We start from the raw sequence: 21148 nt of genomic DNA, 5'->3' as shown, positions 1-21148 counted from the left end.
TGGACGTGCAGCACAATGGCAGCGAGATCGAAGTGGCCGTCGATCATGGTCAAATTGATTCGCGCATGGGCAGCACGCCGATCCACGAGATCGAATTCGAACTGAAATCCGGCGAGCCTTGCGATCTCTTCAAATGCGCCGAGAAGCTGGTGGAAGAGGTGCCGGGCCGTGTCGGCCACCTGACCAAGGCGGCGCGGGGCTATCAGCTTGCTTTCGGCCTGGCCCCGGCGCCGATCCGCGCCGTGCCGCTGGAACTGGAGCGCAAGGCCACCGCCGGCGAGACCTTTGAAGCGATTGCCCATAATTGTCTCGACCAATTGCGCGGCAATGAAGCGGCCGTGCTGGCCAGCGAAGACGATGAGGCCATTCATCAGTTTCGCGTCGCCATTCGCCGCCTGCGTGCTGCCATCGGTGCCTATCGCGAATACATCGATGACGGCGCTCATGCCATTCTCTCGATTGATCTCCGGTGGTTGCAGCGCCAGTTCGGTCCGGCGCGCGATCTCGATGTTCTGATCGCCGATACGCTGCTGCCGATGCAGGCGCGCCTGAGGGGTCAGACGGCGATCGGGGAACTGGTCGAAATCGCCGAGGCGGCTCGGATAGAAGCCCGGCGCCGCGCGCATCTGGCACTCGACAACCCCCGTTATGCGACGCTGCTGCTGCAAGCCTATCGCCTGCTCCTGACCGGCGAATGGCGCGGCAAGACGGCGGTTGCGATGGCCAATCTCGACAGGCCGGTGCGCCCCTTCGCCAATGCGTTGCTGGCCAAGCGCCACAAGCGTTTGCTGCGGCTGGGCGGTGCGCATGCGGCTTTGTCCGAGGCAGACCTTCACCGCCTGCGCCTCATGGCCAAGAAGATGCGTTACGCGGGCCAGGCCTTCGCCTCGCTCTACCGCGACAAACGCACCGAGCGCTATCTGACGCATCTGGGCGAAATCCAGGAACATCTCGGCTCGCTCAACGACGCTGTCGTCGGGCGTCACCTTCTGGTGGAACTGATTGGCCGCTTGCAGAAGGAACGCAACCTTCCCGAAGTGGAGACGAGACTGCTGGAAGGCGTGGTGCTGGGCTGGCAGTCGCGCCGCATCGCCATCGATCTCGCGGATTTTCCGGCGACTTGGGAAAACTTTCTGAAGCAGCGCAAGTTCTGGGGAACGAAATAGCCGGGGCGGCCTCAGTCACCGTCTTTCGGCGTCGCAAAATGGCGCAATGTGCCGGTCTCGCCCTCGACATCGCGCCAGGAATCGACTTCGAAACTGAGGACTGCCACACCGGCTGTCGGGAACTTGTCGGCGATGTGGATCAACTCGCGCTTGTCGCCCTGTCCGGCCAGCCAATGGGCGAGGCTGCCGATACCCGGGTTATGACCGACCACCATCAGGGTATCGACGTCGTCCGGGACGCGGCCGATCTCGGACAGGATTTCGCGGGGCAAAGCCATATAGAGGCGCTTGAGCTCCTGGATCGTGATGTCGGCCGGGAGGCTGGGGCGCAGCAAGGCCACCGTCTCCCGGACACGAGCCGCGGTGGAGCAAAGCATCAGATCCGGCCGGAGCCGCGTTTTCTTGATCCAGGCACCCATTCTGGGCGCAGCTTCGCGCCCGCGGGACGAAAGGGGACGGTCGTGATCGGTCATGTCACCGCCATCCCAGGATGATTTGGCATGGCGCATTAGTATCAGTGTCTTCATTCTGTCATCAAATTGAAGTAATTGATTTATAAGGAATACCCAGCAAGATACGACTATTCTATAATGTAGGTAAATGATGCCGTTAGCGCTAGTCCCGACCTCGGCGGAGCAACGACGGCCGGGCAAGGAAATGCACAGGTAATGGAAGCTATCATGGATGAAGCCCTCCTGATCGACGCCAAATATCAGCCGGACTCCCTCAACCGTTTCATCAACCGGGAGCTCTCGTGGCTGGCTTTCAACGAGCGCGTTCTTGAGGAGGCCGGCAATCCGGCCCACCAACTTCTGGAACGGGTCCGGTTCCTCTCGATCTCGGCGGCCAATCTGGACGAATTCTACATGGTGCGCGTGGCGGGCTTGCGCGGGCAGGAACGGGCGAATGTCAGCGTCATTTCGGCCGATGGTCTTTCGCCGATCCAGCAATTATACGCCATCAACCAACGCTCCGGCGAATTGATGCGCAATCAGCAGAAGCATTGGCGGCAATTGCGCGACGATCTCCGAGAGAACGGCATCTCGGTCCTGGAGCCTTCCGAGGTCACCGGCGCCGAGAAGGAATGGCTGGACGCGCATTTCATGGACCAGATCTTCCCGGTCTTGACACCGCTCGCGGTCGATCCGGCACATCCATTCCCCTTCATTCCCAATCTCGGCTTCTCGATGGTGCTGGAGCTGCGGCAATTGGCCGACGGCAAGCCGATGCGCGCCCTTGTCATGATGCCCAATCTGCTGCCGCGCTTCATTCGTCTGCCGGGGCGCGATCCCTACAACGTGCGCTTCCTAACGCTGGAGGCGGTCGTCGGTCTTTATCTCGATCGATTGTTCCCGGGTTTCGAGGTGATCAGCAAAGGCTATTTCCGCCTCATTCGCGACAGCGAGATCGAGGTCCTGGAAGAAGCCGAAGATCTGGTGCGACATTATGAATCCGCGCTGAAGCGCCGTCGCCGCGGTCTGGTGATCCGGCTCAAGGTGAATGCCGACATGCCGGAGGATCTGCTGTCCTTCGTGATCGACGAACTGGACGTCGAGCGCGAGGATGTCTTCGTGCTCGATGGATTGCTGGGGCTTTCCGCCACGTCGCAGCTCATCATCAGCGAGCGGCCGGATCTCAAATTCCAACCCTTCAATCCGCGCTTTCCGGAACGCATCCGCGAGATGGGCGGCGATTGCTTTGCCGCCATTCGTGCCAAGGACATCGTGGTCCATCATCCTTACGAAAGCTTCGACGTCGTCGTGCAGTTCATTCTGCAGGCGGCCCGCGATCCCAATGTTGTGGCGATCAAACAGACGCTCTATCGCACCAGCGACGACAGTCCCATCGTCAAGGCGCTGATCGAGGCGGCAGAGGCCGGTAAATCGGTCACCGCGCTGGTCGAACTGAAAGCGCGCTTCGACGAAGCCGCGAATATCCGCTGGGCGCGCGATCTCGAGCGCGCCGGAGTTCAGGTCGTCTATGGTTTCGTCGCCTTGAAGACCCATGCCAAGGTTTCCATGGTGATGCGCCGCGAAGGTGCCAACATGCGGACCTATGTGCATTACGGCACCGGCAACTATCACCCGATCACGGCCAAGATCTATACCGATCTCAGCTTCTTCACCTGCGAGCCTGGCCTGTGCCACGACGCGGCGCGGCTGTTCAACTTCATGACGGGCTATGCGCAGCCGGAATCGACCGAGAAGGTTTCCTTCGCGCCGGTCAATCTGCGCCCCAATATCGTGAAGCTGATCGATGACGAGATTGCGCATGTGAAGGCCGGCCGGTCCGGCGCCATCTGGGTGAAGCTGAATTCGCTGGTGGATTCCGGTCTCATCGACGCGCTGTATCGGGCGAGCCAGGCCGGCGTCAAAATCATGCTGATCGTGCGCGGCATCTGCTGCCTGCGACCGGGTGTCAAAGGCCTCTCCGAGAACATCCGGGTGAAGAGCATCGTCGGGCGGTTCCTGGAACATTCGCGCATCATTTGTTTCGGCAATGGTCACGCCTTGCCCTCCCGTTCGGCCAAGATCTTCATCTCGTCGGCCGACTGGATGCCGCGCAACATGGACAGGCGGCTGGAAATTCTGGTACCGATCGAGAATCCCACCGTGCATCAGCAAGTGCTGGACCAGATCATGATGGCCAATCTCAAGGACAATCTCCAAAGCTGGGAGCTGGATGGCGACGGGAATTACCATCGCCTGAAGCCTGCGGACGGTGTCGGCTTCAGCGCCCATACCTATTTCATGACCAATCCCAGCTTGTCCGGGCGTGGCTCGGCGCTGAAGAAGCAGAAGAAGATGCCGAAACTGGATCTGCCGAAGGCCTGATCGGTGACCGCATCGCTCCGCAAGGCCGCCGCGACATCCCGGGCTACCAAATCCGGTCGCGTCGCCGTCATCGATATTGGTTCGAACTCACTGCGTCTGGTGGTCTTCGACAAGCGCTCGCGCTGCCCGGTGCCGGTCTTCAACGAGAAGGCTCAGCCCGGCCTGGGCAAGGGATTGGAGCGGCACGGCCATCTCAATCCCGACGCCATTCCGGCGGCGATCACCAATATCCGGCGTTTCGTCACGTTGTCGGAAGCGATGGGTGTTGAATCCATCGCGCTGCTGGCCACGGCCGCGGTACGCGATGCCAAGGACGGCACGCTCTTCGCAGCCCAGATCGAAAAGCAAACGGGCCAGAAAGTTCAGATCGTCACCGGCGAGGAAGAAGCGCGGCTGTCGGCGCAAGGCGTGCTCGCCGGCATTCCCGATGCCGACGGTCTGATGGGGGATCTGGGCGGTGGCAGCCTGGAATTGGTGCGTCTGGAAGCCGGCCAGATCCGCGAGCAGGTGACCTTGCCGCTGGGACCTTTGCGCCTGGCCGAGGCGACCAATGGCGATCTCGACGCCGCGCAGAAACTGATCGACCGTCAGTTCGAGAAGCTGGATTGGCTGTCACTGGTCAAGGGCAAGACGCTCTATCCCGTCGGCGGCACCTGGCGGTCGCTCGCGCGCATCCATATGGAGCAGGCGCGCTATCCGCTCCACATTATCCATGAATACCGCATGACGCGGCGGCAGAGCGAAGACCTTGCGAATGTGCTGGCGCATCTGGGCAAGAAATCCCTCAACAATGTCGGCGGCATTTCACGGCGCCGATTGGAGACCGTGCCTTTGGGTTCGCTGGTGCTGGAGCGGCTGATCAAGGCCGTGAAGCCGGAATGTGTTCTCTTCTCGGCCTATGGTTTGCGGGAAGGCTATCTCTACAGCACGCTCGACAAGGCGGCACAGCAAGGCGACCCGTTGCTGGTCGGCTGCGCCGATCTGGCCGGCGCCGATGGGCGCTTTGGCTCGGTGAGCGATCAGATCGACGATTGGCTGGCGCCCTTGTTCCGCTCGGAAGGGAAGGCGCGGGCGCGTCTCCGCGAAGCGGCCTGCCTGCTTTCCGACATCGCCTGGCGCGAACATCCGGATTACCGCGCCGAGCACGCCTTTTTGCGCGTGCTGCGCCTGCCGGTCGCGGGCATTACGCATCCCGAGCGCGTGGTGTTGGCGCTCGTCATCGCAACCCGCTATGGCGGCGGGATGGATGCGCCCTTCGCCCAGAGCATGCTGGGGCTGCTCAGCGACGATGACCGCGATTTTGCCCAGCGTGCCGGGACGGCTTTGCGTCTTGCTTATGCCCTGAGTGCCGGTACCGAGCACATGCTGCACCTGACCACGATCGAGAAACGCAACGACCGCATCGAACTGCATTTGCCGAAAGACGGCGAGGCCATGTTCGGCGAAGCCGTGCAACGCCGCCTCGATGCTGTCGGCCGCGCGTTCAGGCTGCCCGTGGCGATCGTCTGAATTTAACTCCTCCCCCCTTCAGGGGGGAGGTCGGGAGGGGGGCTAGCGCTCTCGATGGCGGCCAGTCTTCACTTGCGCCCCCACCCTAACCCTCCCCCTGAAGGGGGAGGGAATAAGATTTAGCTGTTACGCAATCGGATCGATCAGCGGCCGGCCGGCGAAGAAGGCATCGAGATTGTCGAGTGCCTTGAAGCCCATGGCATTCCGGGTATCGATCGTGGCACTGCCGAGATGCGGCAGCAGGAACACGTTCGAAAGATCGCGATAGGCCGGGTTGAGGTTGGGCTCGTTCTCGAACACGTCAAGGCCGGCGGCGAAGAGCTTGCCGGATTTCAACGCGGCGATGAGGGCGTTGTCATCGACCAGGCCGCCACGCGCGGTGTTGACGACGATGGCGCCGTCCGGCATGCGCGCGATGCGCTCGGCATTCAGCCAATGAAGAGTCTCGGGGCCACCTGGCGCGTTGATCGACAGGAAGTCGCAATGCGGCAGCATGTCCTCGGCCGAGGCATGATAGATGGCGCCTTGTTCGAGCTCCGGCTTGAGGCGGCTGCGGTTGTAATAGTGGATGGTCATGTCGAAGGCACGGGCGCGCTTGGCCACCGCCTGACCGATGCGGCCCATGCCGAAGACGCCGAGGCGCTTGCCGGTCATATGCACGCCCAGCATGTAGGTGGTCGACCAGGACTTCCAGGTCGCTTCGCGCACGGCGCGCTCGCCCTCATAGGCCCGGCGCGCGGCACCCAGCATAAGGAGGAGGGCGATATCGGCCGTGGCATCGGTGAGCACGTCCGGGGTGTTCGAGGCCTTGATGCCGCGCTGCTTGAGCGCGTCGGTGTTGATATGCTCGAAGCCCACCGAGAAAGTCGCGATCATCTTGATGCTGGCGGGCAGCTTTGCCACCAGCTCGGGGGTGATCTTGTCGACGGGGGTCACCAGCAGGGCATCCTTGCCGGCGGCCTTGCCCAGCAATTCCTCGGCGCTCATGACGTGATCGTCGGGATTCATCTCGGCCTCGTAGCCCGCCATCAGGCGCTTGGTGACGGCGTCCGGCAGGCGGCGGGTGACAAGCAGTTTGGGCCGAGAAGTCATGAAAATCCCCTGAAGGTACGGATAAAACGGCGGCCCCGAAGCCGGTGCCGCCGCGATGTGAGTGCTCTATCATGCAAAGGAACTGCATGCCATACTTGCCAGGAACGGCCCGAACTGCCCCGTTAACGACACGATCCGCGCACGCCGCGGCTCGAAGATGAGATTGACCACGCAGGTTATGGATTGCTGATGATTTCCGGTCTTTTGCGCCGTTTTTCCCATATTTCGGCTCTGATCGCGCTGATCGTCCCCCTGGGCGGCGGATCGGCCCTGGCCGACCTCCTGCCGCACCGCGCCGTCTATGTGCTGGGTATCGGCGCCGGCAGCACCATGAGTGGCGGCGACGGGGTGATGTCCTATGAGATCAAGGATGTCTGCGATGGCTGGGCGGTCGATTTGAAAGCGGAACTGACGCTGGCCACCGAAGACGGCCAGGTTCACCGCCTGGGCTGGAGCCAAGTCACCTGGGAGGCGAAGGACGGCTCGCGCTTCCGCTATTTCATGCGGGAACTGAGCGATTCGGAGGAGACCTCCCGGCGCCGTGGCGAGGCGCGGCGCGATGCCGAGGGGGCCATCAAGGTCGTGGCGGATCTACCGGAGCAAAGCGAGTTTCCCATGCCGAAGGACGTGCTGTTCCCGATTCAGCACACCGAGGCCCTGATCGCGGCGGAGGCCGCCGGGCGCGGCTATATGCTGGCGCAGCTTTTCGACGGATCGATCGGCGAGCAGGCGATGGAAGTCGGTGCCGCGTTGGGAGGTGGCGACACGGAATGGCGCGTGCCGGGCAAGCCGGTTCCCGAACTCGACGGCCAACGTTCCTTTCCCGTCGGTCTGGCTTATTTCATGAGCGCCTCGCCCGAGGGCCTGCCGGACACCGAACAGCAATTGCGCTTGTTTGCGAACGGCGTCGTGGGCCATCTCACCTTCGCTTTGGGTGATATCAATATCCAGGCGCGGCTTGACGAGTTCCGCGCCTTGAAGGCGGAACCCTGCTGACGCAGGACTACTTGGTTGTTTTGAGGCTGCGGCCTTTGACGATCGCATCGTGCCCCAGCTTGGCTCGCACGGAATCCATCGCTTCCTCGACACGGCGGCGGCGATCGGCATCCGGGTCCGCAAGGTCGATGGGATCGGCATCTTCCGCATCGTGCAAACCATCGACGCCGATGCCAATCAGGCGAAACCAATCCCCCGTCGCCTCCTTCCGCAGCAGCGCCTGCCCGGTCCGGTAAAGGGTTTCGGCCAGTTGTGTCGGCGCATTGAGCCGGGCCTGGCGGGTGATGAGCCGGAAGCCGGCGGTCTTCAGTTTGATATGAACCACCTGACCTGCGAGGTCCGCTGCTTTCAGCCGCTCGGCCACCTTTTCGCAGAGCGGCCAGAGTTCCTGTGTGAGAATATCGGCATCGGCGATGTCGATGTCGAAGGTCGTCTCGGCGGAGATGCTCTTGGCAGCGCTGTCAGGCTCGACTCGGCGCTGATCCAGCCCGCGGGCGAGGTGCCAGATATGACTGCCCATCTGGCCATAGCGCTGGGTCAGGTAGTCGAGCGGCATCTGCTGCACCTGGCCCATGGTGACGATGCCATCCTTGGCGAGCTGTTCGCGCGAAACCTTGCCGATGCCCCAGATCTGTCCGACCGATCGTTCGGCCAGGAAGGTAAGCGTTTCCGCCCGGCCGATGATCGAAAAGCCGCGCGGCTTGTCGAGGTCGGAAGCCAGCTTGGCGAGGAATTTATTGTGGCTGAGCCCGACCGAGACGGTGACGCCGATCTCGCGCTCGATGCGCCGGGTAAGCCGATTGAGCGTCTGCGCCGGGCTCATACGATGCAGGGCATTGGTGCCGGTCAGGTCCAGGAAAGCCTCGTCGATCGAGATCGGCTCGATCAGGGGCGTCAATTCCCCCATCAATTGCCGTATTTCCTGCCCGACTCGGCGGTACTTGCCCATGTCCGGCGGCAGGATGACCGCCTCCGGGCAGAGCTTGCGGGCCTTGAACATGGGCATGGCCGAGCGCACGCCGGACAATCGGGCGATGTAGCAGCAGGTTGAAACGACGCCACGATGGCCACCGCCGATGATCAGGGGACGGTCGCGCAGCTCGGGCCGATCACGCTTTTCGACCGCCGCGTAGAAAGCGTCGCAATCCACGTGTCCTATGCTTAATTCGTGCAATTCCGCATGTATGAGCAGGCGCGGCGCGCGGCAATGCGGGCACCGTTCCGGCGGGACGCCGGCCGTCATTTCGATGACTGCCTCGCATTCGCGGCAAAAGCCGGACATGGGAACTCCGTCGCCTTTGGTTAAATATTAACATCAAACAGAATCGCGTTGGAATTTTCGCCGGGTTTACTATTATGGCATTGATAAATCGGCGGGATTGGGGCCGAAGGGTCTCGGGCGCGAGCCTCGGGGACCGGCAGGAGGGGTTATGGCAGAACAGCTTTCGCCTGAAGAGAAGCGGAAAAAAGCGGCATCCAAGACGATCCTGATCGTCGAGGACAACGAATTGAACATGAAGCTTTTTCACGACCTCATCCAGGCTCAGGGCTATAACATCCTGCAGACCAAGGACGGCATGGACGCCTTGAAGCTCGCCCGCCAGCACAAACCGGATCTCATCCTGATGGATATCCAGCTGCCGGAGGTTTCCGGGCTCGAAGTCACCAAATGGATCAAGGAAGACGACAACCTGCGGTCGATTCCGATCATCGCCGTGACGGCCTTTGCCATGAAGGGCGATGAGGAGAAGATCCGCGAGGGTGGCTGCGAGGCTTATATTGCGAAGCCGATTTCCGTGGTCCAGTTTCTGGAGACCGTCGATCGTTTCCTGCAGTAACGGATGCAGTGAGAGCTAATGTCAGCGCGCATCCTGGTCGTCGACGATATTCCGGCCAACGTTCGTCTGCTCGAAGCGAAGCTCGCGGCTGAGTATTTCGAAGTGGTCAGTGCGTCCAGCGGCAAGGAAGCGCTGGCGCTTATCGACAAGCAGATTCCCGACATCGTCCTCCTCGACGTCATGATGCCGGAGATGGATGGATTCGAGGTGTGCGCGCGCATCCGCGCCAACCCGCGGACGCATTTCCTGCCCGTGGTCATGGTGACGGCGCTCTCCGACCCGAGCGATCGCGTGCGTGGCCTTGAGGCGGGGGCCGACGATTTCCTCACCAAGCCGGTCAATGATCTGGCGCTGTTCGCCCGCGTGCGCTCCCTGGTCCGTCTCAAGATGATCATGGACGAATGGCGGATGCGCGAGCAGACCTCCGGCCAGTTCGATCTGCTGGCGGCCGCGACCGAACCTGACTTGAATGAAGATCGCAATGCCTCGGTGCTGTTGGTCGAAGGTTTCGCACCGGCCGCGCAGCGCGTGGTTCAGGTGCTGTCCAAGGACGGCGACACGGTCGAGGTCTGCGACAATCTGGCGACCGCTCAGGAACTCGCGGCCAGCAATCACTTCGACCTCATCATCACCAATATCCAGGTGGGCGGCGAAGACGGCCTGCGCCTCTGTTCGCATCTTCGTTCGCATGAGGAGACCCGGCAGACGCCGATCCTCCTCATCGTCGAGGAATTCGACATGCCGCGCCTGATCAAGGGTCTCGATATCGGCGCCAGCGATTATCTGATGAAGCCGATCGATCCCAATGAATTGCTGGCGCGGGTGCGTATCCAAATCCGGCGTCGGCGCTATCAGGACCGGCTGCGGGCCAATTACGAACGCAGCCTGTCCCTGGCACTCACGGATTCACTTACCGGTCTCTATAACCGGCGTTATGCCATGCGGCATATGGAAGGCCTGATGGACCGCGTGAAGGATTCCGGAAAGGCTCTGAGTGTCCTGGTCTGCGATCTCGACAATTTCAAGAACGTCAACGATACCTATGGCCATGCCGCCGGTGACGAGGTGCTGAAGCAATTCGCCCAGCGCGCCACGGCCTCGATGCGCAATTTCGACATGGTGGCGCGGACCGGCGGCGAGGAATTCGTCTGCCTGCTGCCCGATACCGACGGCCAGGCGGCCCTCAAGGTCGCGGAACGCCTGTGCAAGCGCGTCGCCGATACACCGATGAAGGTGGATGGCGCGCCCAACGGCGAGATCACGGTCACGGTCTCGATCGGGCTTGCTGCCACCAGCCGCGTGATGTCAGGCGAAGAGCTTCTGAAGATCGCCGATGCCGCCCTCTACCGCGCCAAACAAAGCGGCCGCAACCGGGTGATGGTAGATCCCAGCGCGATGCTGTAAGCGGCTTTAGCCTTTCTGCTGACTACCGTATCTCAATCGTCATCCCCCGCGAAGGCGGGGGATCCACGAGTTGCTTTCTTCAATTGCCGACAAACTCGTGGATGGTCCGCCTTCGCGGACCATGACAATAAGGAACAGGTCTGCGTCCTTACGCCCTCTCGGCCCCGTAATAGAGCGTCACCGTATGCCGCGCCTCGGCGAAGAACAGCCAGCGTTCGGTCACGGTACCGGCGGCGTTGGCGAGGGCGGCGAGGACGAACAGAACAATGCCCCATCCATCGAGGGATGACCCCTTAAGAATCGGATAAAAGGCCATCAATACGATTGGTGCTGCGAAGGCGAGATTGTGGGCCCACATGCGCAACCGCAGCGCATGCTTCCGGGCGATGCGATAGCCCATCTCATTGAGCAAATAATTCTCTTCGGTGTGTGGTGCCGTTAGGAGCCGTACTTTGCCAAAGCGATCGAGGCCGGTCGCACTGCCGGCAGTCGCAACGCCGGTCTCGCGATCAATGAACCGCCAGTAACACCTCTTGATGATGAAGGCGATCGCGAGAGGGATCCACGCAACCAGGTGGATCCACCGGACATCGTCGGGAGATTGAACGTCGACCTCAAAGATTGCCATCAGCAGACTGAGCCAGATGGCGCCGCTTGCAAACCCCATTGCAAGATAGCTTGGCAGCGTCCAACCATTGCGCCAACGCCGAACCGTCTTGAGGCTGGCATAGATCATCGACGTGGTCATGATCGTGGCGATGGCGGAAGCCGCGAGGATCAGCGCTGGCACGATCCAGATCTCCTCGAAGATCACCCAGCCAAGCGCGGTGATGCCGGCCGGCAGATAGGTGAAAACGGCGAGCACGCCTTCGCGCGAGAGCCAGGAGGAGCGCCATTGCGAGAAGGCGCGCCAGGCGCGCTCCGGGCGTCCCAGGTGATAGGTCGAGGAAAGGAGGCCAGCGGTGACGGCGATGAGTGCCACCAGAAACCCGGTCAAGCCGAACCAGCGCTCGGCTGGCAGCAGGCCGCAAGCGCCCAGGATTCCCATCAGTGCCAATAGGCCGTAACCGGCGCCTGAAGCCGAGGTAAAGAAGATGACGGAATAAGCTGGATGCATGCCGGTCTCAGCGTGTCAGCAGCCGGTCGACCCAGCGCAGGAAAGGGTGCGAGCCGAGATCGATCGGTGCCTCGGCCTTGGCGGTGGCCGTGGCGCAGCCGCTGCCATTCTGGCGGGGGCGCGGCGGCAAATACTTATTGGTCGGCTTGTAACCCATTTCCGGCATCAGATCGTAGCCTTCACGCTCGGCCACCAATTGCGAGACGTCGGAATGGGGATCGCCGAGATCGCCGAAATGCCGGGCGCCCACCGGGCAGGTGGACACACAGGCCGGCACGCGCTCTTCGACCGCGAGCGTCTCGTTATAGATGCGGTCGACACAGAGCGTGCATTTCTTCATGACGCCGACATCTTCGTCGAACTCGCGCGCACCGTAAGGACAGGCCCAGGAGCAGAGCTTGCAGCCGATGCACATATCCTCGTTCACGAGCACGATGCCATCGGCGGCGCGCTTGAACGAGGCACCGGTCGGGCAGACGGTGACGCAATCCGGCTCGGCGCAATGCAGGCAGGATTTCGGGAAATGCACCGTGCGGCCTTGCGAGCCTTCGCCGGCCTCGAAGGTGTGGATGCGGTTGAACCAGACGCCGCTTGGCTTCTCGCCGAAGGCGTCGAAATCGGTGAGCGGCGCCATATGGCCGCCGGCATTCCATTCCTTGCAATTGACCGCGCAGGCATGGCATCCGACGCAGATGTCGAGATCGATGACCAGTCCGAGGCGGCGCGCAGCCGGTTGCGCGGGAAGGGAGGTCATGACGGCACCTTGTTCATGCCCTGGCCATAGCGCAGGGTGCGCTCCGGCTCCTTGCCGCGCGGCTTTTGCGGCGCAAAGCTGGGTTCCGTAGCACGGGCTTCATCAGGTGCACACTTCCGCAGCCGGATCTTGAGGTCGAACCACGCCGCCTGGCCGGTGACCGGATCGGAATTGGTGTAACGATAGCCATCTTCGCGTGGCGGCAGCAATTCGCTGATGACGTGATTGAGCAGGAAGCCACTCTTGGCCTCGGGTGCCTCGGCGACCAGGTTCCAGGCGCCCTTGCGCTTGCCGATCGCGTTCCAGGTCCAGACCGTGCCTTCATGGACCCCGTCCATCAGCTTCACCTCGGCCTTCACCTTGCCATGAGCGCTTTCGATCCAGACCCAATCGCCATCGGCGAGGTCGAGTTCGGCAGCCGTCTTGTGATGGACGAAGAGTGGATTGCGCGCCTGCAATTGTCGCAGCCAGACGTTATGCGTGCCCCAGGAATGATACATATGCATCGGCCGCTGGGTCAGGGCGTGAAGCGGGAAGCCGTCCTCGGTCTCCGCTTCGCCAAAGGGCGGATACCAGATCGGCAGGGGATCGGCGAAGGCGCGGATCCGCGCGGCGTCTGCTTCGTTGGGCGGCTGCTTGGGTCCGAAACCCTCGGCGGCCAACTGGAACTTGCGCATCGGTTCGCAATAGAGCTGCAGCACCATGGTATCGGGACTGTCGATCAGGCCGCGTGCCGTCGCCCAGGTGAGATAGTCCTTGTTCCCATAGCGATAGAACCGCCCGTTCTCCGGGATATGGGCCTGGAAGAAGCAACCGTTCTCGATATAGCGCTTGATCTGATCCGGGTTGGGCTTGCCGCGGCCGACATCCGTGCCATCCGGCCCGCGGAAGCCGCTCAGCATGCCGATGCCGGGCTTGCGCTCGTGTTTGAGGATGTAATCGTGGAGACCGCCGGGATAGAGCGCGCTGCCATCCTCTGCGACCATGCCCGGAAGCTTCAGCCGCGCGCCGAGATCGAGCAGCACGTCCTGGAAGGCGCGCACGTCGCGGTCTGGCTTGATCACCGGCTGGCGGATGGCATCGCCTGCCGCGTCGGCATGGCTGATCGGGCGGTCGAGCAGCGAGATGCAATCCCAGCGCTCAAGATAGGTGGTATCCGGCAGGATAATATCGGCGAAGGACACCATCTCGGAATAATAGGCGTCGCTGTAGATCACGAAGGGGATGCGGTATTCGCCGGTCGCGGGATCCTTGTCCCGCAGCATCTCCATCGTGCCCTTGGTGTTCATCGACGAGTTCCACGCCATGTTTGCCATATAGAGGAACAAGGTGTCGATGGGATAGGGATCGCCCTTCCAGGCATTATGGATGACCATATGCATCAGGCCATGGAGGGCGAGCGGCGCTTCCCAGGAATAGGCCTTGTCGATGCGGAGCGGCCGCCCCAGGGCGTCCACCAGCAGATCGTTTGGGCCTTGCGGGAAGCCCAAAGGCATGCCGGCCAGAGGCTGGTTGGGGCCGACCATCGGCGAGGGCGTCGGGCCGGAGCCCGGAGTCTTCGGGAAGGGCGGCTTATAGCGCCAGCCGCCGGGGCAATCGACGCTGCCCAGCATCATCTGCAGGATGTGAATGGCACGGCAGGTCTGGAAGCCGTTGGAATGGGCCGATACACCACGCATCGCATGCATCGAGACCGGTCGGCCGATGAAACTCTCGTGCCGGCGCCCGGCCCAATCGGTCCAGGGCGTCTTGATCTCGATCGTCTGTTTGAAGGCGACATCCGCCAACTCGTCGGCGATGCGGCGGATCGTTTCCGCCGGAATGCCAATTTGCGGCGCAACTTTTTCCGGCGCGTAATCGTCGCTGAGATAACGATTGGCGAGCAGATCGAAGACGCTGCGCGCTTGGCGTCCGTCAGGCAGGGTGACGGGGCCGATGATGTGCGGCCGGATGCCGGGCTGCAGGGCATCGACGAAATTGCTGCTGTCCCGGTCGAGGCAGAGCGGATCGCCTTCCTGGTTGCGATAGACGAGGCCGTGCTCTTCCGTATCCGGAGCATTGATCAGCAGCCAGGGAGCGTTGGTGTAACGCACCAGGAAATCGAGATCGATGCGGTCGGTGCGCAGCAATTCGTGGATAAGCGACAGGACGAAGAGGCCGTCGGTTCCAGGCTTGATGCCAAGCCATTCATCAGCGATCGCCGAATAGCCGGTGCGGATCGGATTGACCGAGACGAACTTGGCGCGATTGTCCGCCGGCCGGCCCTTCAGATGGCCGAGGCCGATCTTGATCGGATTGCTGTCGTGATCCTCGGCCACGCCGAACATCAGGAAGTACTTGGTGTGCTCCCAGTCGGGTTCGCCGAATTCCCAGAAGGCGCCGCCTAGGGAATAGAGACCGGCAGCCGCCATGTTGACCGAACAGAAGCCGCCATGGGCGGCAAAGTTCGGCGTACCGAAGCGTGACGCCCACCAGCCGGTCAGCGCTTGGCTCTGATCGCGGCCGGTGAAGAAGGCAAGGCGTTTGGGGTCGGTCGCGCGAATTTTGGCGAGGCGATCGGAGACGATCTTGAGCGCTTCGTCCCATTCGATCTCGACAAATTCGCCTTCGCCGCGCTCGCCCACTCGCTTCAAGGGCTTGGTGAGGCGGGCCGGGGAATATTGCGTCATGATCCCGGCCGAACCCTTGGCGCAGAGCACGCCACGATTGACCGGGTGGTCGCGATTGCCTTCGATGTAGCGGATCTTGCCGTCTTTCATGTGCACCTTGATGCCGCAGCGGCAGGCGCACATGTAGCAGGTCGTCGTCTTGACCTCGTCATCGGCGGGAACGGAGTAATCGATCACCTGCTCGCCGGCCTTGTCGGCCGGCGCAGTGACGGATTCCGCGATGAAGCGGCGCTGGGTCATCGAATGAAGATCGGCCTGGCTGATACCCGGGACATCAATACTCGCTGAAGACCTCTTTGAAGATGCGGTAGATCTCGTCGATATCGGCCTTGGTGGCGACGAGGGCGGGAGCACAGATGCCGGCATCGCCGGTGAATTTGATGTGGAGACCGCGGGCGAAGAGTTTCTTGGTGACCTCGAAGCCCCTGAGGCCCGGCCTTGCCGCCGGCGCAAGGTCGATGCCGCAGAGCATGCCGTAGCCACGAATGTCGGTCACAGCCTTGATGTCCTTGAGATCGTACATGCGATCGAGGAAATAGGGCGACATTTCCGCGGCCCGGTCGAACAGACCTTCCTTCTCGTAGACGTCGAGCGTCGCGATCCCGGCGGCGCAGGCGGCGGGATGCGCCGAATAGGTGTAGCCGTGGAAGAACTCGACGGCGCCATCAAGGGCGGAACTGGTGACGGTGTGGTAGATCTTCTCGCTCACGGCGACCGCACCCATCGGCAGGGCGCCGTTGGTGAGGGCCTTGGCCATGGTGATGATGTCCGGGGTGACACCGAAGCTCTGCGCGGCGAAGGCCTTGCCGGTGCGGCCGAAACCGCAGATGACCTCATCGAATATCAGCAGGATGCCATGCTTGTCGCAGATCGTGCGCAGGCGCTCGAGATAGCCCTTGGGTGGAATGAGGACGCCGGTCGAACCGGCGATCGGTTCCACGAAGCAGGCGGCGATGGATTTCGGGCCGTAGAGATCGACGAAACGCTGCAGATCGTCGGCGAGATCGGCGCCGTTCTCAGGCTGGCCGCGGGTGAAACGCGCATCCGGGCTCCAGGTATGGCGCATATGAGCGACACCCGGCATCACCGCGCCGAAGGTCTCGCGGTTGCGAACCATGCCCGAGAGTGAGACGCCGCCGATATTGACGCCGTGATAGGCGCGCTCGCGGCTGACGAACCGGGTGCGCTGGCCTTCGCCTTTGGCGACATGATAGGCGAGGGCGATTTTGATCGCGGTCTCGACCGCTTCCGAACCGGAATTGCAGAAGAACACGTAATCGAGATCGGCCGGCGTGATCTTCGCGACCTTGCGGGCAAGTTCGAAGGAAGAGGGATGTCCGACCTGGAAATGCGGCGTGTAGTCGATTTCCTGCATCGAGGCATAGACGGCTTCGGTGATTTCGGGGCGGCCGTGACCGGCAGCACAGCAGAACAGACCAGACGAGGCGTCGATCAGCTTCTCGCCCTTGTGGTTCCAGTAATGCATGCCCTTGGCCTTCACCATCAGCCGCGGCTCCGCCTTGAAATCGCGGTTCGAGGTGAAGGGCATCCAGTGGTTTTCGAGGGTATTGGCTGCGTATTGCATGGAGCGCTCCCGAATCAGGCTGGCTCCATTCCACAGAGCCATTTGCGACAATCTAGGCTTTTATCCACAGCTAAGCCAAGGGGGCAGGCGCATGGAATTCGGGGGGCCAGGAAGCCCTTATCGCGGCGCGGATTCCCGCTTGCGCAGGATCTCGCTCACCAGCGTGAAATCCGACGGCTTGTCGACATCGATCGGTGCCTCGGCGAAGGGCAGCAGCACCGGCCGGATGCGCGCACCGGTCAGGCGCGAGATGTGGGCGAAGGCGTCGTCGAGGCCGAGGCGGCCAAGTGCGACACGCAGCAAAGCGAGCGGTCCGATCTCCCAGACCAGGCGCCAGGGCTTCTTGCGGTGCTTCTCCATACGCCGCCAATAAAGGGCGACGTCGCGCGCGTGTGGCCGTTGTGCCAGGAAGAGGTTGCAGCCGCTCACCTGTTGCTGCTTGAAGCGATAGAAGGTGCGGATGGCGCCGGGATAGGCCGCGCGGACGATGCCGGCATCGGCCAGCCCCACGACGAGATCCGCATCCGCCGGGGCGTGGCGCCGAAGATGCTGCATCATGTCGATGGTGAGCAGCGGGTGATCCGCCGTCGTGGTGAGCAAGGGAAGATCGAGGCCGATGCGCTCCAGCGCCAAGGCGAGACTGGCTGCGGGACTCTCGGCGGGGGGCACGATCTTGAGGGCGCCGCTGTCGCGCGCCCGCGCTAGTTCCGGCACCGCGTCCAGGAGCGCCGCGTCGTCGATGCAGACATGGATCGCGGCAATGCCCGGGCAGGCACTGATCGTGCGATAGAGCCGCAGCAGCATGGGGATGCCGTTGATGGGCGCCAGTGCCTTGTGACTGACACCGGCCATCGCCGCCACGGAATCACCTTCGCGGCGGTTGCCGGCCAGGATCAGGGCATTGAAGGACGTGTCCATCGCGGCCTCAGCCGAGGTTTTTTTCGTAGAGTCGATAGGTCTTGTAGGCTTTGCCGCCGATGCCTTCAATGACGCGCCGCATCGGCATGTTGTCTTCGAGAATCCAGGAGAGTTCCACGCGCTGTAAGCCGCGCTTGAGGAACGGTCCCTTGACCCGATCGAACATCAGCGGCAGGAGCGCGGCTCCCAGAACCGAACTGTGATGCGCCTTGCGGATGCCAGCCAGGGGAATGCGGGCGGTCTTCAGCGTCTTGCGCTTCAACCGCCAGATCAGCTTGAAGAGATTGAAGGGCAAGAGCGAGCCGTCGAAATCGCGGATCGCCTCCAGCAGATTGGGGAGGCAGACCAGCATGCCGGCGGGTGCGCCCTTTACCTCGGCGATGACGACGAGATCGGGGTCGATCAGCGGCTTCATTGAAGCGGCAGCAGCGGCGATCTCAGCTTCGGTAAAGGGGATCATGCCCCAATTCTCGCTCCAGGCATCGTTGAAGATGTCGAGGATGATCCTGAGATCCCGGGTGTAGTTCTTCATGTCGAGACCGCGCAGGCGCACAGTGCCGTCAGCCTGCCATTTCTCGAGCATGCGCGACGAGCCCATTGGCTTGTAGGTGGTTTCGTCGATGTCGTAGGCGAGTACGTCCTTGGCCTTTGCCAGGCCTGCCGTTGTGACATGCTTGCCGGCATATGCCGCGTGATAGGGCATCATCAGCATCGGCAGGCTGTCGAAGCCGTCTACCAGCAGGCCGGTTTCTTCATTGCTGGAGAAACTGAACGGTCCCACCATGCGTGTCATGCCACGCGTCCGCAGCCAATCCTCGGCGGTGGCCAGCAGAGCGGCATAGACAGCCGGATCGTCGATCGCATCCAGCCAACCGAAATGCCCCGTCCCCGGGCGTCGTTCCTGTTCCAGCCGGCAGACCTGGGCCGAGATGCGGCCGACCGGTTTGCCGTCGCGGAGTGCCAGGAAGAGCTGCGCCTCGGCGTGGGTGAAATAGGGGTTTTTCTTGGGCGAGAGCACTTCCGCGCGCTCGATATCGAGCGGCGCCACATAGCCCTTGTGGCCGCGATAGAGATGCTTGGGGAGAGCAATGAACTGCTTCAGCCGCTCGCGGCCGGCGACAGGAACGACTTCGATTTTTGACATTTGGATCGGTTATTCCGCCGAACCGTTGGTCGCGTCGGCATTCATGCGGAAGCGGCGTGGATTGCCGTCGCCGCGCGTGTTGTTGGAGAGCTGTGCCACCCAAGGATAGCGCTGCGCCATCTCTTCCGTATAGCCGATGTTGAACACGGTCGGCGATTTCGGAACCATGTTCGCCTTCGGATAATAGGTCTTGCCGAGGCGATCCCAAAGGAAGTTGGTGATACCGAAATTGCCCTGCTCATTGTGGAAGTGATGCCACATGTGAAGCTGCTTCAAGCGCTTCATGAATCGTGTCTTCGGGCTGGTATTGAGGTGCTGCACGCAGTGACAGAATTCGTAGAAGCAGGTGGTGAGGAGGCCGGCGGCAAAAGCCGTGGCGGCACCGGAGAGGCCGCCCACCAGGTAACCGATCGGCATGGTGACGAGGGCGATCGTCGGCAGCGTCGTATAAAGCGCGCCGAACAGGACGACCAGGTTATGCGGGTCCTGGTGATGATCGAAATGGATGCGCTTCCAGACCTTGGCCGTGAGCGGCGATTTGTACAGGAACTGGCTGTGCAGGACCCAGCGATGGAGCACGTACCAGACGAAGGGATAAACCACGACGGTAAGGCCGGTCGCGATCACCAGCGGCAGCCAAGCGGTGAACCAATGAGCGGCCAGAACCAGGCTGACGGCAGCAAGGCCGACATAGGCATGGACCGAGGGATAGGTCGCGAAAGCACGCACCAAATCCATCATCCCCATACGGGAGAGATTGTGGGTCCGGTCTTTCCAAAAGCCAAAACGGATCATTGCGGGCGACTCGCTGCCTATCGTGAAAGCCAATGATTGGGTGGCAGTAATCTAGTTGGATCAAGGAATTAGAGCAAGCAATCCCTGGTTCTATCCGACTACCAGCGTAACTTAGTCGCGGGCCGATGCGGGTTTGCGCTCGATCGCCAGGATCCAGAAGGTCCGCAGGCCATGATAGGCACAGGTGGCCGCCTGCCAGGCGACGATGAGATAAAATGCCTCGATCGCATAGCCCGCCGCATAAGCCACTGTGAAAAAAGGCAGATTGATGTTGCGCCGGGAAATAAACGTGCGCACCAAGGCGTCGATCGGCGCGTGGGTGTGCAGGCCGCGCTTAAACTTGGCCCGGTAGATGGCCAGGATCAGGCGGTCCAGAATATAAAGCGCCAGCATGATCCAGGCGGCCTGCCAGAGCGGCTCGCTCCAACCCACCAGCGTCCAGCCGCCGAGAAGACCGGCGGCCCAGCCGAAATACCAGAAGGGCGGGTGTACGATGTCGAGCCCATGATCCAGCACATTGCCGATGGCGGAATCGGTGAAGGTGAGCCGGGCGAGCTTGCCGTCGACGGAATCGAGCACGCTCATGCCGTAGGCGCAGGCAAAGCTCCACCAGAACTCCCCGGCGGCGGCAAGGGGTACCGCCAGCAAGGTGAGAACGATGCTGATGATCGTCACCGTGTTGGGATGCACGCGCAAGCGCGCCAAAGGCGGTACCATGGCCCAGACCAGCGGGGGGTAGACATATTTGGTGAAGAAATCGGTCGAGCCCTTGTAGTTCGACCAGAACAGGAACCGCTCGACGCTGCGCCGCTCGGCGTCGTTCGTCACCGCGAAGAGGTAATAGGGCAGGGCGCGGCGCAATTTGACGACGAAGGAGGGGAAGTCTTCCTGCCGGACTTCCGGCAAGTGCGATATGGCTGCGTCCAGTGTCGGTGCCGCCAGCAATCGCGCTGCGTCATCGGGCTCGATACGCGCGATGACGGCGCGGTTCTCGCGCGCGGCGCAACTCCCGGTACGTTCCGCAAGAAAGCGATAGAGGCGCGCATCAGCGAGCGTTGCCGCATCGGTTGCGATCAAGGCCTCGCCGTCGGCTAGGGCACGGCCGAGACGGTCGGCGACACTGCCCTCACCACGCACGATGCGAATGGGGCAGCCCAGGCGCGGTTCTTCCGGACAGGCCGGCTCGGCAGCCGCGAGGCCGATATCGACGATCACTTCGGTGAGCATGAGCTTCTGATGCCGCGCGGCCTTGATGTGCCGTTCGAGCATGGTCATGCCGAAGACGCGCTCTGCGCTGATGCGCGCGGCGTCGATCCACAATTTCATA

General features: G+C 62.1%; 17 protein-coding genes. 6 read left to right on the top strand and 11 right to left on the bottom strand.

Annotated elements, in window-relative coordinates:
• A partial coding sequence (locus ACE3PR_RS19820; protein WP_374375636.1) for a CHAD domain-containing protein occupies window positions 1-1166 on the top strand: 1166 nt, incomplete at its 5' end.
• 11 nt (window positions 1167-1177) lie between these two features.
• On the opposite strand, the gene ACE3PR_RS19815 is transcribed toward ACE3PR_RS19820, so the two are convergent.
• On the bottom strand, window positions 1178-1675 hold the full coding sequence (locus ACE3PR_RS19815; protein WP_374375643.1) for a histidine phosphatase family protein: 498 nt from the start codon (window positions 1673-1675) through the stop codon (window positions 1178-1180).
• Window positions 1676-1846: 171 nt separating this feature from the next.
• Here ACE3PR_RS19815 and ACE3PR_RS19810 point away from each other — a divergent pair, with 171 nt between their 5' ends.
• Window positions 1847-4000, top strand: a complete 2154-nt coding sequence (locus tag ACE3PR_RS19810; RefSeq protein WP_374375633.1) for an RNA degradosome polyphosphate kinase — start codon at window positions 1847-1849, stop codon at window positions 3998-4000.
• Between the two features lie 3 nt (window positions 4001-4003).
• Window positions 4004-5509, top strand: a complete 1506-nt coding sequence (locus tag ACE3PR_RS19805; protein ID WP_374375631.1) for a Ppx/GppA family phosphatase — start codon at window positions 4004-4006, stop codon at window positions 5507-5509.
• Window positions 5510-5635: 126 nt separating this feature from the next.
• Here the strand turns inward: ACE3PR_RS19805 and ACE3PR_RS19800 are convergent, their stop codons facing one another.
• Complete coding sequence (locus ACE3PR_RS19800) at window positions 5636-6601, bottom strand: 2-hydroxyacid dehydrogenase (protein WP_374375629.1); 966 nt, start codon at window positions 6599-6601, stop codon at window positions 5636-5638.
• A gap of 189 nt (window positions 6602-6790) precedes the next feature.
• On the opposite strand from ACE3PR_RS19800, the gene ACE3PR_RS19795 reads away from it, so the two are divergent.
• Window positions 6791-7597, top strand: coding sequence for an EipB family protein (locus ACE3PR_RS19795; protein WP_374375626.1), 807 nt, complete (start codon window positions 6791-6793; stop codon window positions 7595-7597).
• Window positions 7598-7604: 7 nt separating this feature from the next.
• Here ACE3PR_RS19795 and ACE3PR_RS19790 read toward each other — a convergent pair whose 3' ends face one another.
• A complete protein-coding gene (locus ACE3PR_RS19790; protein ID WP_374375624.1) occupies window positions 7605-8879 on the bottom strand; it encodes a DNA polymerase IV in 1275 nt (424 codons plus the stop codon).
• Between the two features lie 148 nt (window positions 8880-9027).
• Between ACE3PR_RS19790 and ACE3PR_RS19785 the strand changes: the two genes are divergently transcribed.
• Together ACE3PR_RS19785 and ACE3PR_RS19780 are read left to right on the top strand one after the other, a co-directional pair.
• Complete coding sequence (locus ACE3PR_RS19785) at window positions 9028-9435, top strand: response regulator (RefSeq protein ID WP_133614002.1); 408 nt, start codon at window positions 9028-9030, stop codon at window positions 9433-9435.
• 18 nt (window positions 9436-9453) lie between these two features.
• On the top strand, window positions 9454-10839 hold the full coding sequence (locus ACE3PR_RS19780) for a PleD family two-component system response regulator (protein ID WP_374375621.1): 1386 nt from the start codon (window positions 9454-9456) through the stop codon (window positions 10837-10839).
• A gap of 148 nt (window positions 10840-10987) precedes the next feature.
• On the opposite strand, the gene ACE3PR_RS19775 is transcribed toward ACE3PR_RS19780, so the two are convergent.
• From ACE3PR_RS19775 to ACE3PR_RS19740, 8 genes are all read right to left on the bottom strand, one after another.
• Entirely contained in the window at window positions 10988-11956 is a 969-nt protein-coding gene (locus ACE3PR_RS19775; RefSeq protein ID WP_374375619.1) for a dimethyl sulfoxide reductase anchor subunit family protein, read from the bottom strand.
• A 7-nt stretch (window positions 11957-11963) separates the two neighbouring features.
• Complete coding sequence (locus ACE3PR_RS19770) at window positions 11964-12710, bottom strand: 4Fe-4S dicluster domain-containing protein (protein ID WP_374375616.1); 747 nt, start codon at window positions 12708-12710, stop codon at window positions 11964-11966.
• A complete protein-coding gene (locus ACE3PR_RS19765) occupies window positions 12707-15619 on the bottom strand; it encodes a molybdopterin oxidoreductase family protein (protein WP_374375614.1) in 2913 nt (970 codons plus the stop codon). The genes ACE3PR_RS19770 and ACE3PR_RS19765 overlap by 4 nt, the downstream gene beginning before the upstream one ends.
• Window positions 15620-15653: 34 nt before the next feature.
• Complete coding sequence (locus ACE3PR_RS19760; RefSeq protein WP_374375612.1) at window positions 15654-16964, bottom strand: aspartate aminotransferase family protein; 1311 nt, start codon at window positions 16962-16964, stop codon at window positions 15654-15656.
• A 117-nt stretch (window positions 16965-17081) separates the two neighbouring features.
• Entirely contained in the window at window positions 17082-17882 is an 801-nt protein-coding gene (locus tag ACE3PR_RS19755) for a nucleotidyltransferase family protein (protein WP_374375609.1), read from the bottom strand.
• Between the two features lie 7 nt (window positions 17883-17889).
• Window positions 17890-19026, bottom strand: a complete 1137-nt coding sequence (locus ACE3PR_RS19750) for a dATP pyrophosphohydrolase (RefSeq protein ID WP_374375607.1) — start codon at window positions 19024-19026, stop codon at window positions 17890-17892.
• Window positions 19027-19035: 9 nt separating this feature from the next.
• The gene (locus tag ACE3PR_RS19745) at window positions 19036-19764 is read right to left on the bottom strand and encodes a sterol desaturase family protein (RefSeq protein WP_374375641.1); all 729 of its coding nucleotides are present in this window, start codon (window positions 19762-19764) and stop codon (window positions 19036-19038) included.
• 168 nt (window positions 19765-19932) lie between these two features.
• Window positions 19933-21147 (bottom strand): CDP-alcohol phosphatidyltransferase family protein, encoded by a 1215-nt coding sequence (locus tag ACE3PR_RS19740; protein WP_374375604.1) that lies wholly within the window; start codon window positions 21145-21147, stop codon window positions 19933-19935.
• Window position 21148 lies beyond the last annotated feature (1 nt).

This window comes from Dongia sp. (assembly GCF_041909655.1).
GTDB lineage: Bacteria > Pseudomonadota > Alphaproteobacteria > Dongiales > Dongiaceae > Dongia.
Note: the sequence above shows the minus strand (reverse complement) of the source record. Positions and strands in the feature narration are given on the sequence as shown.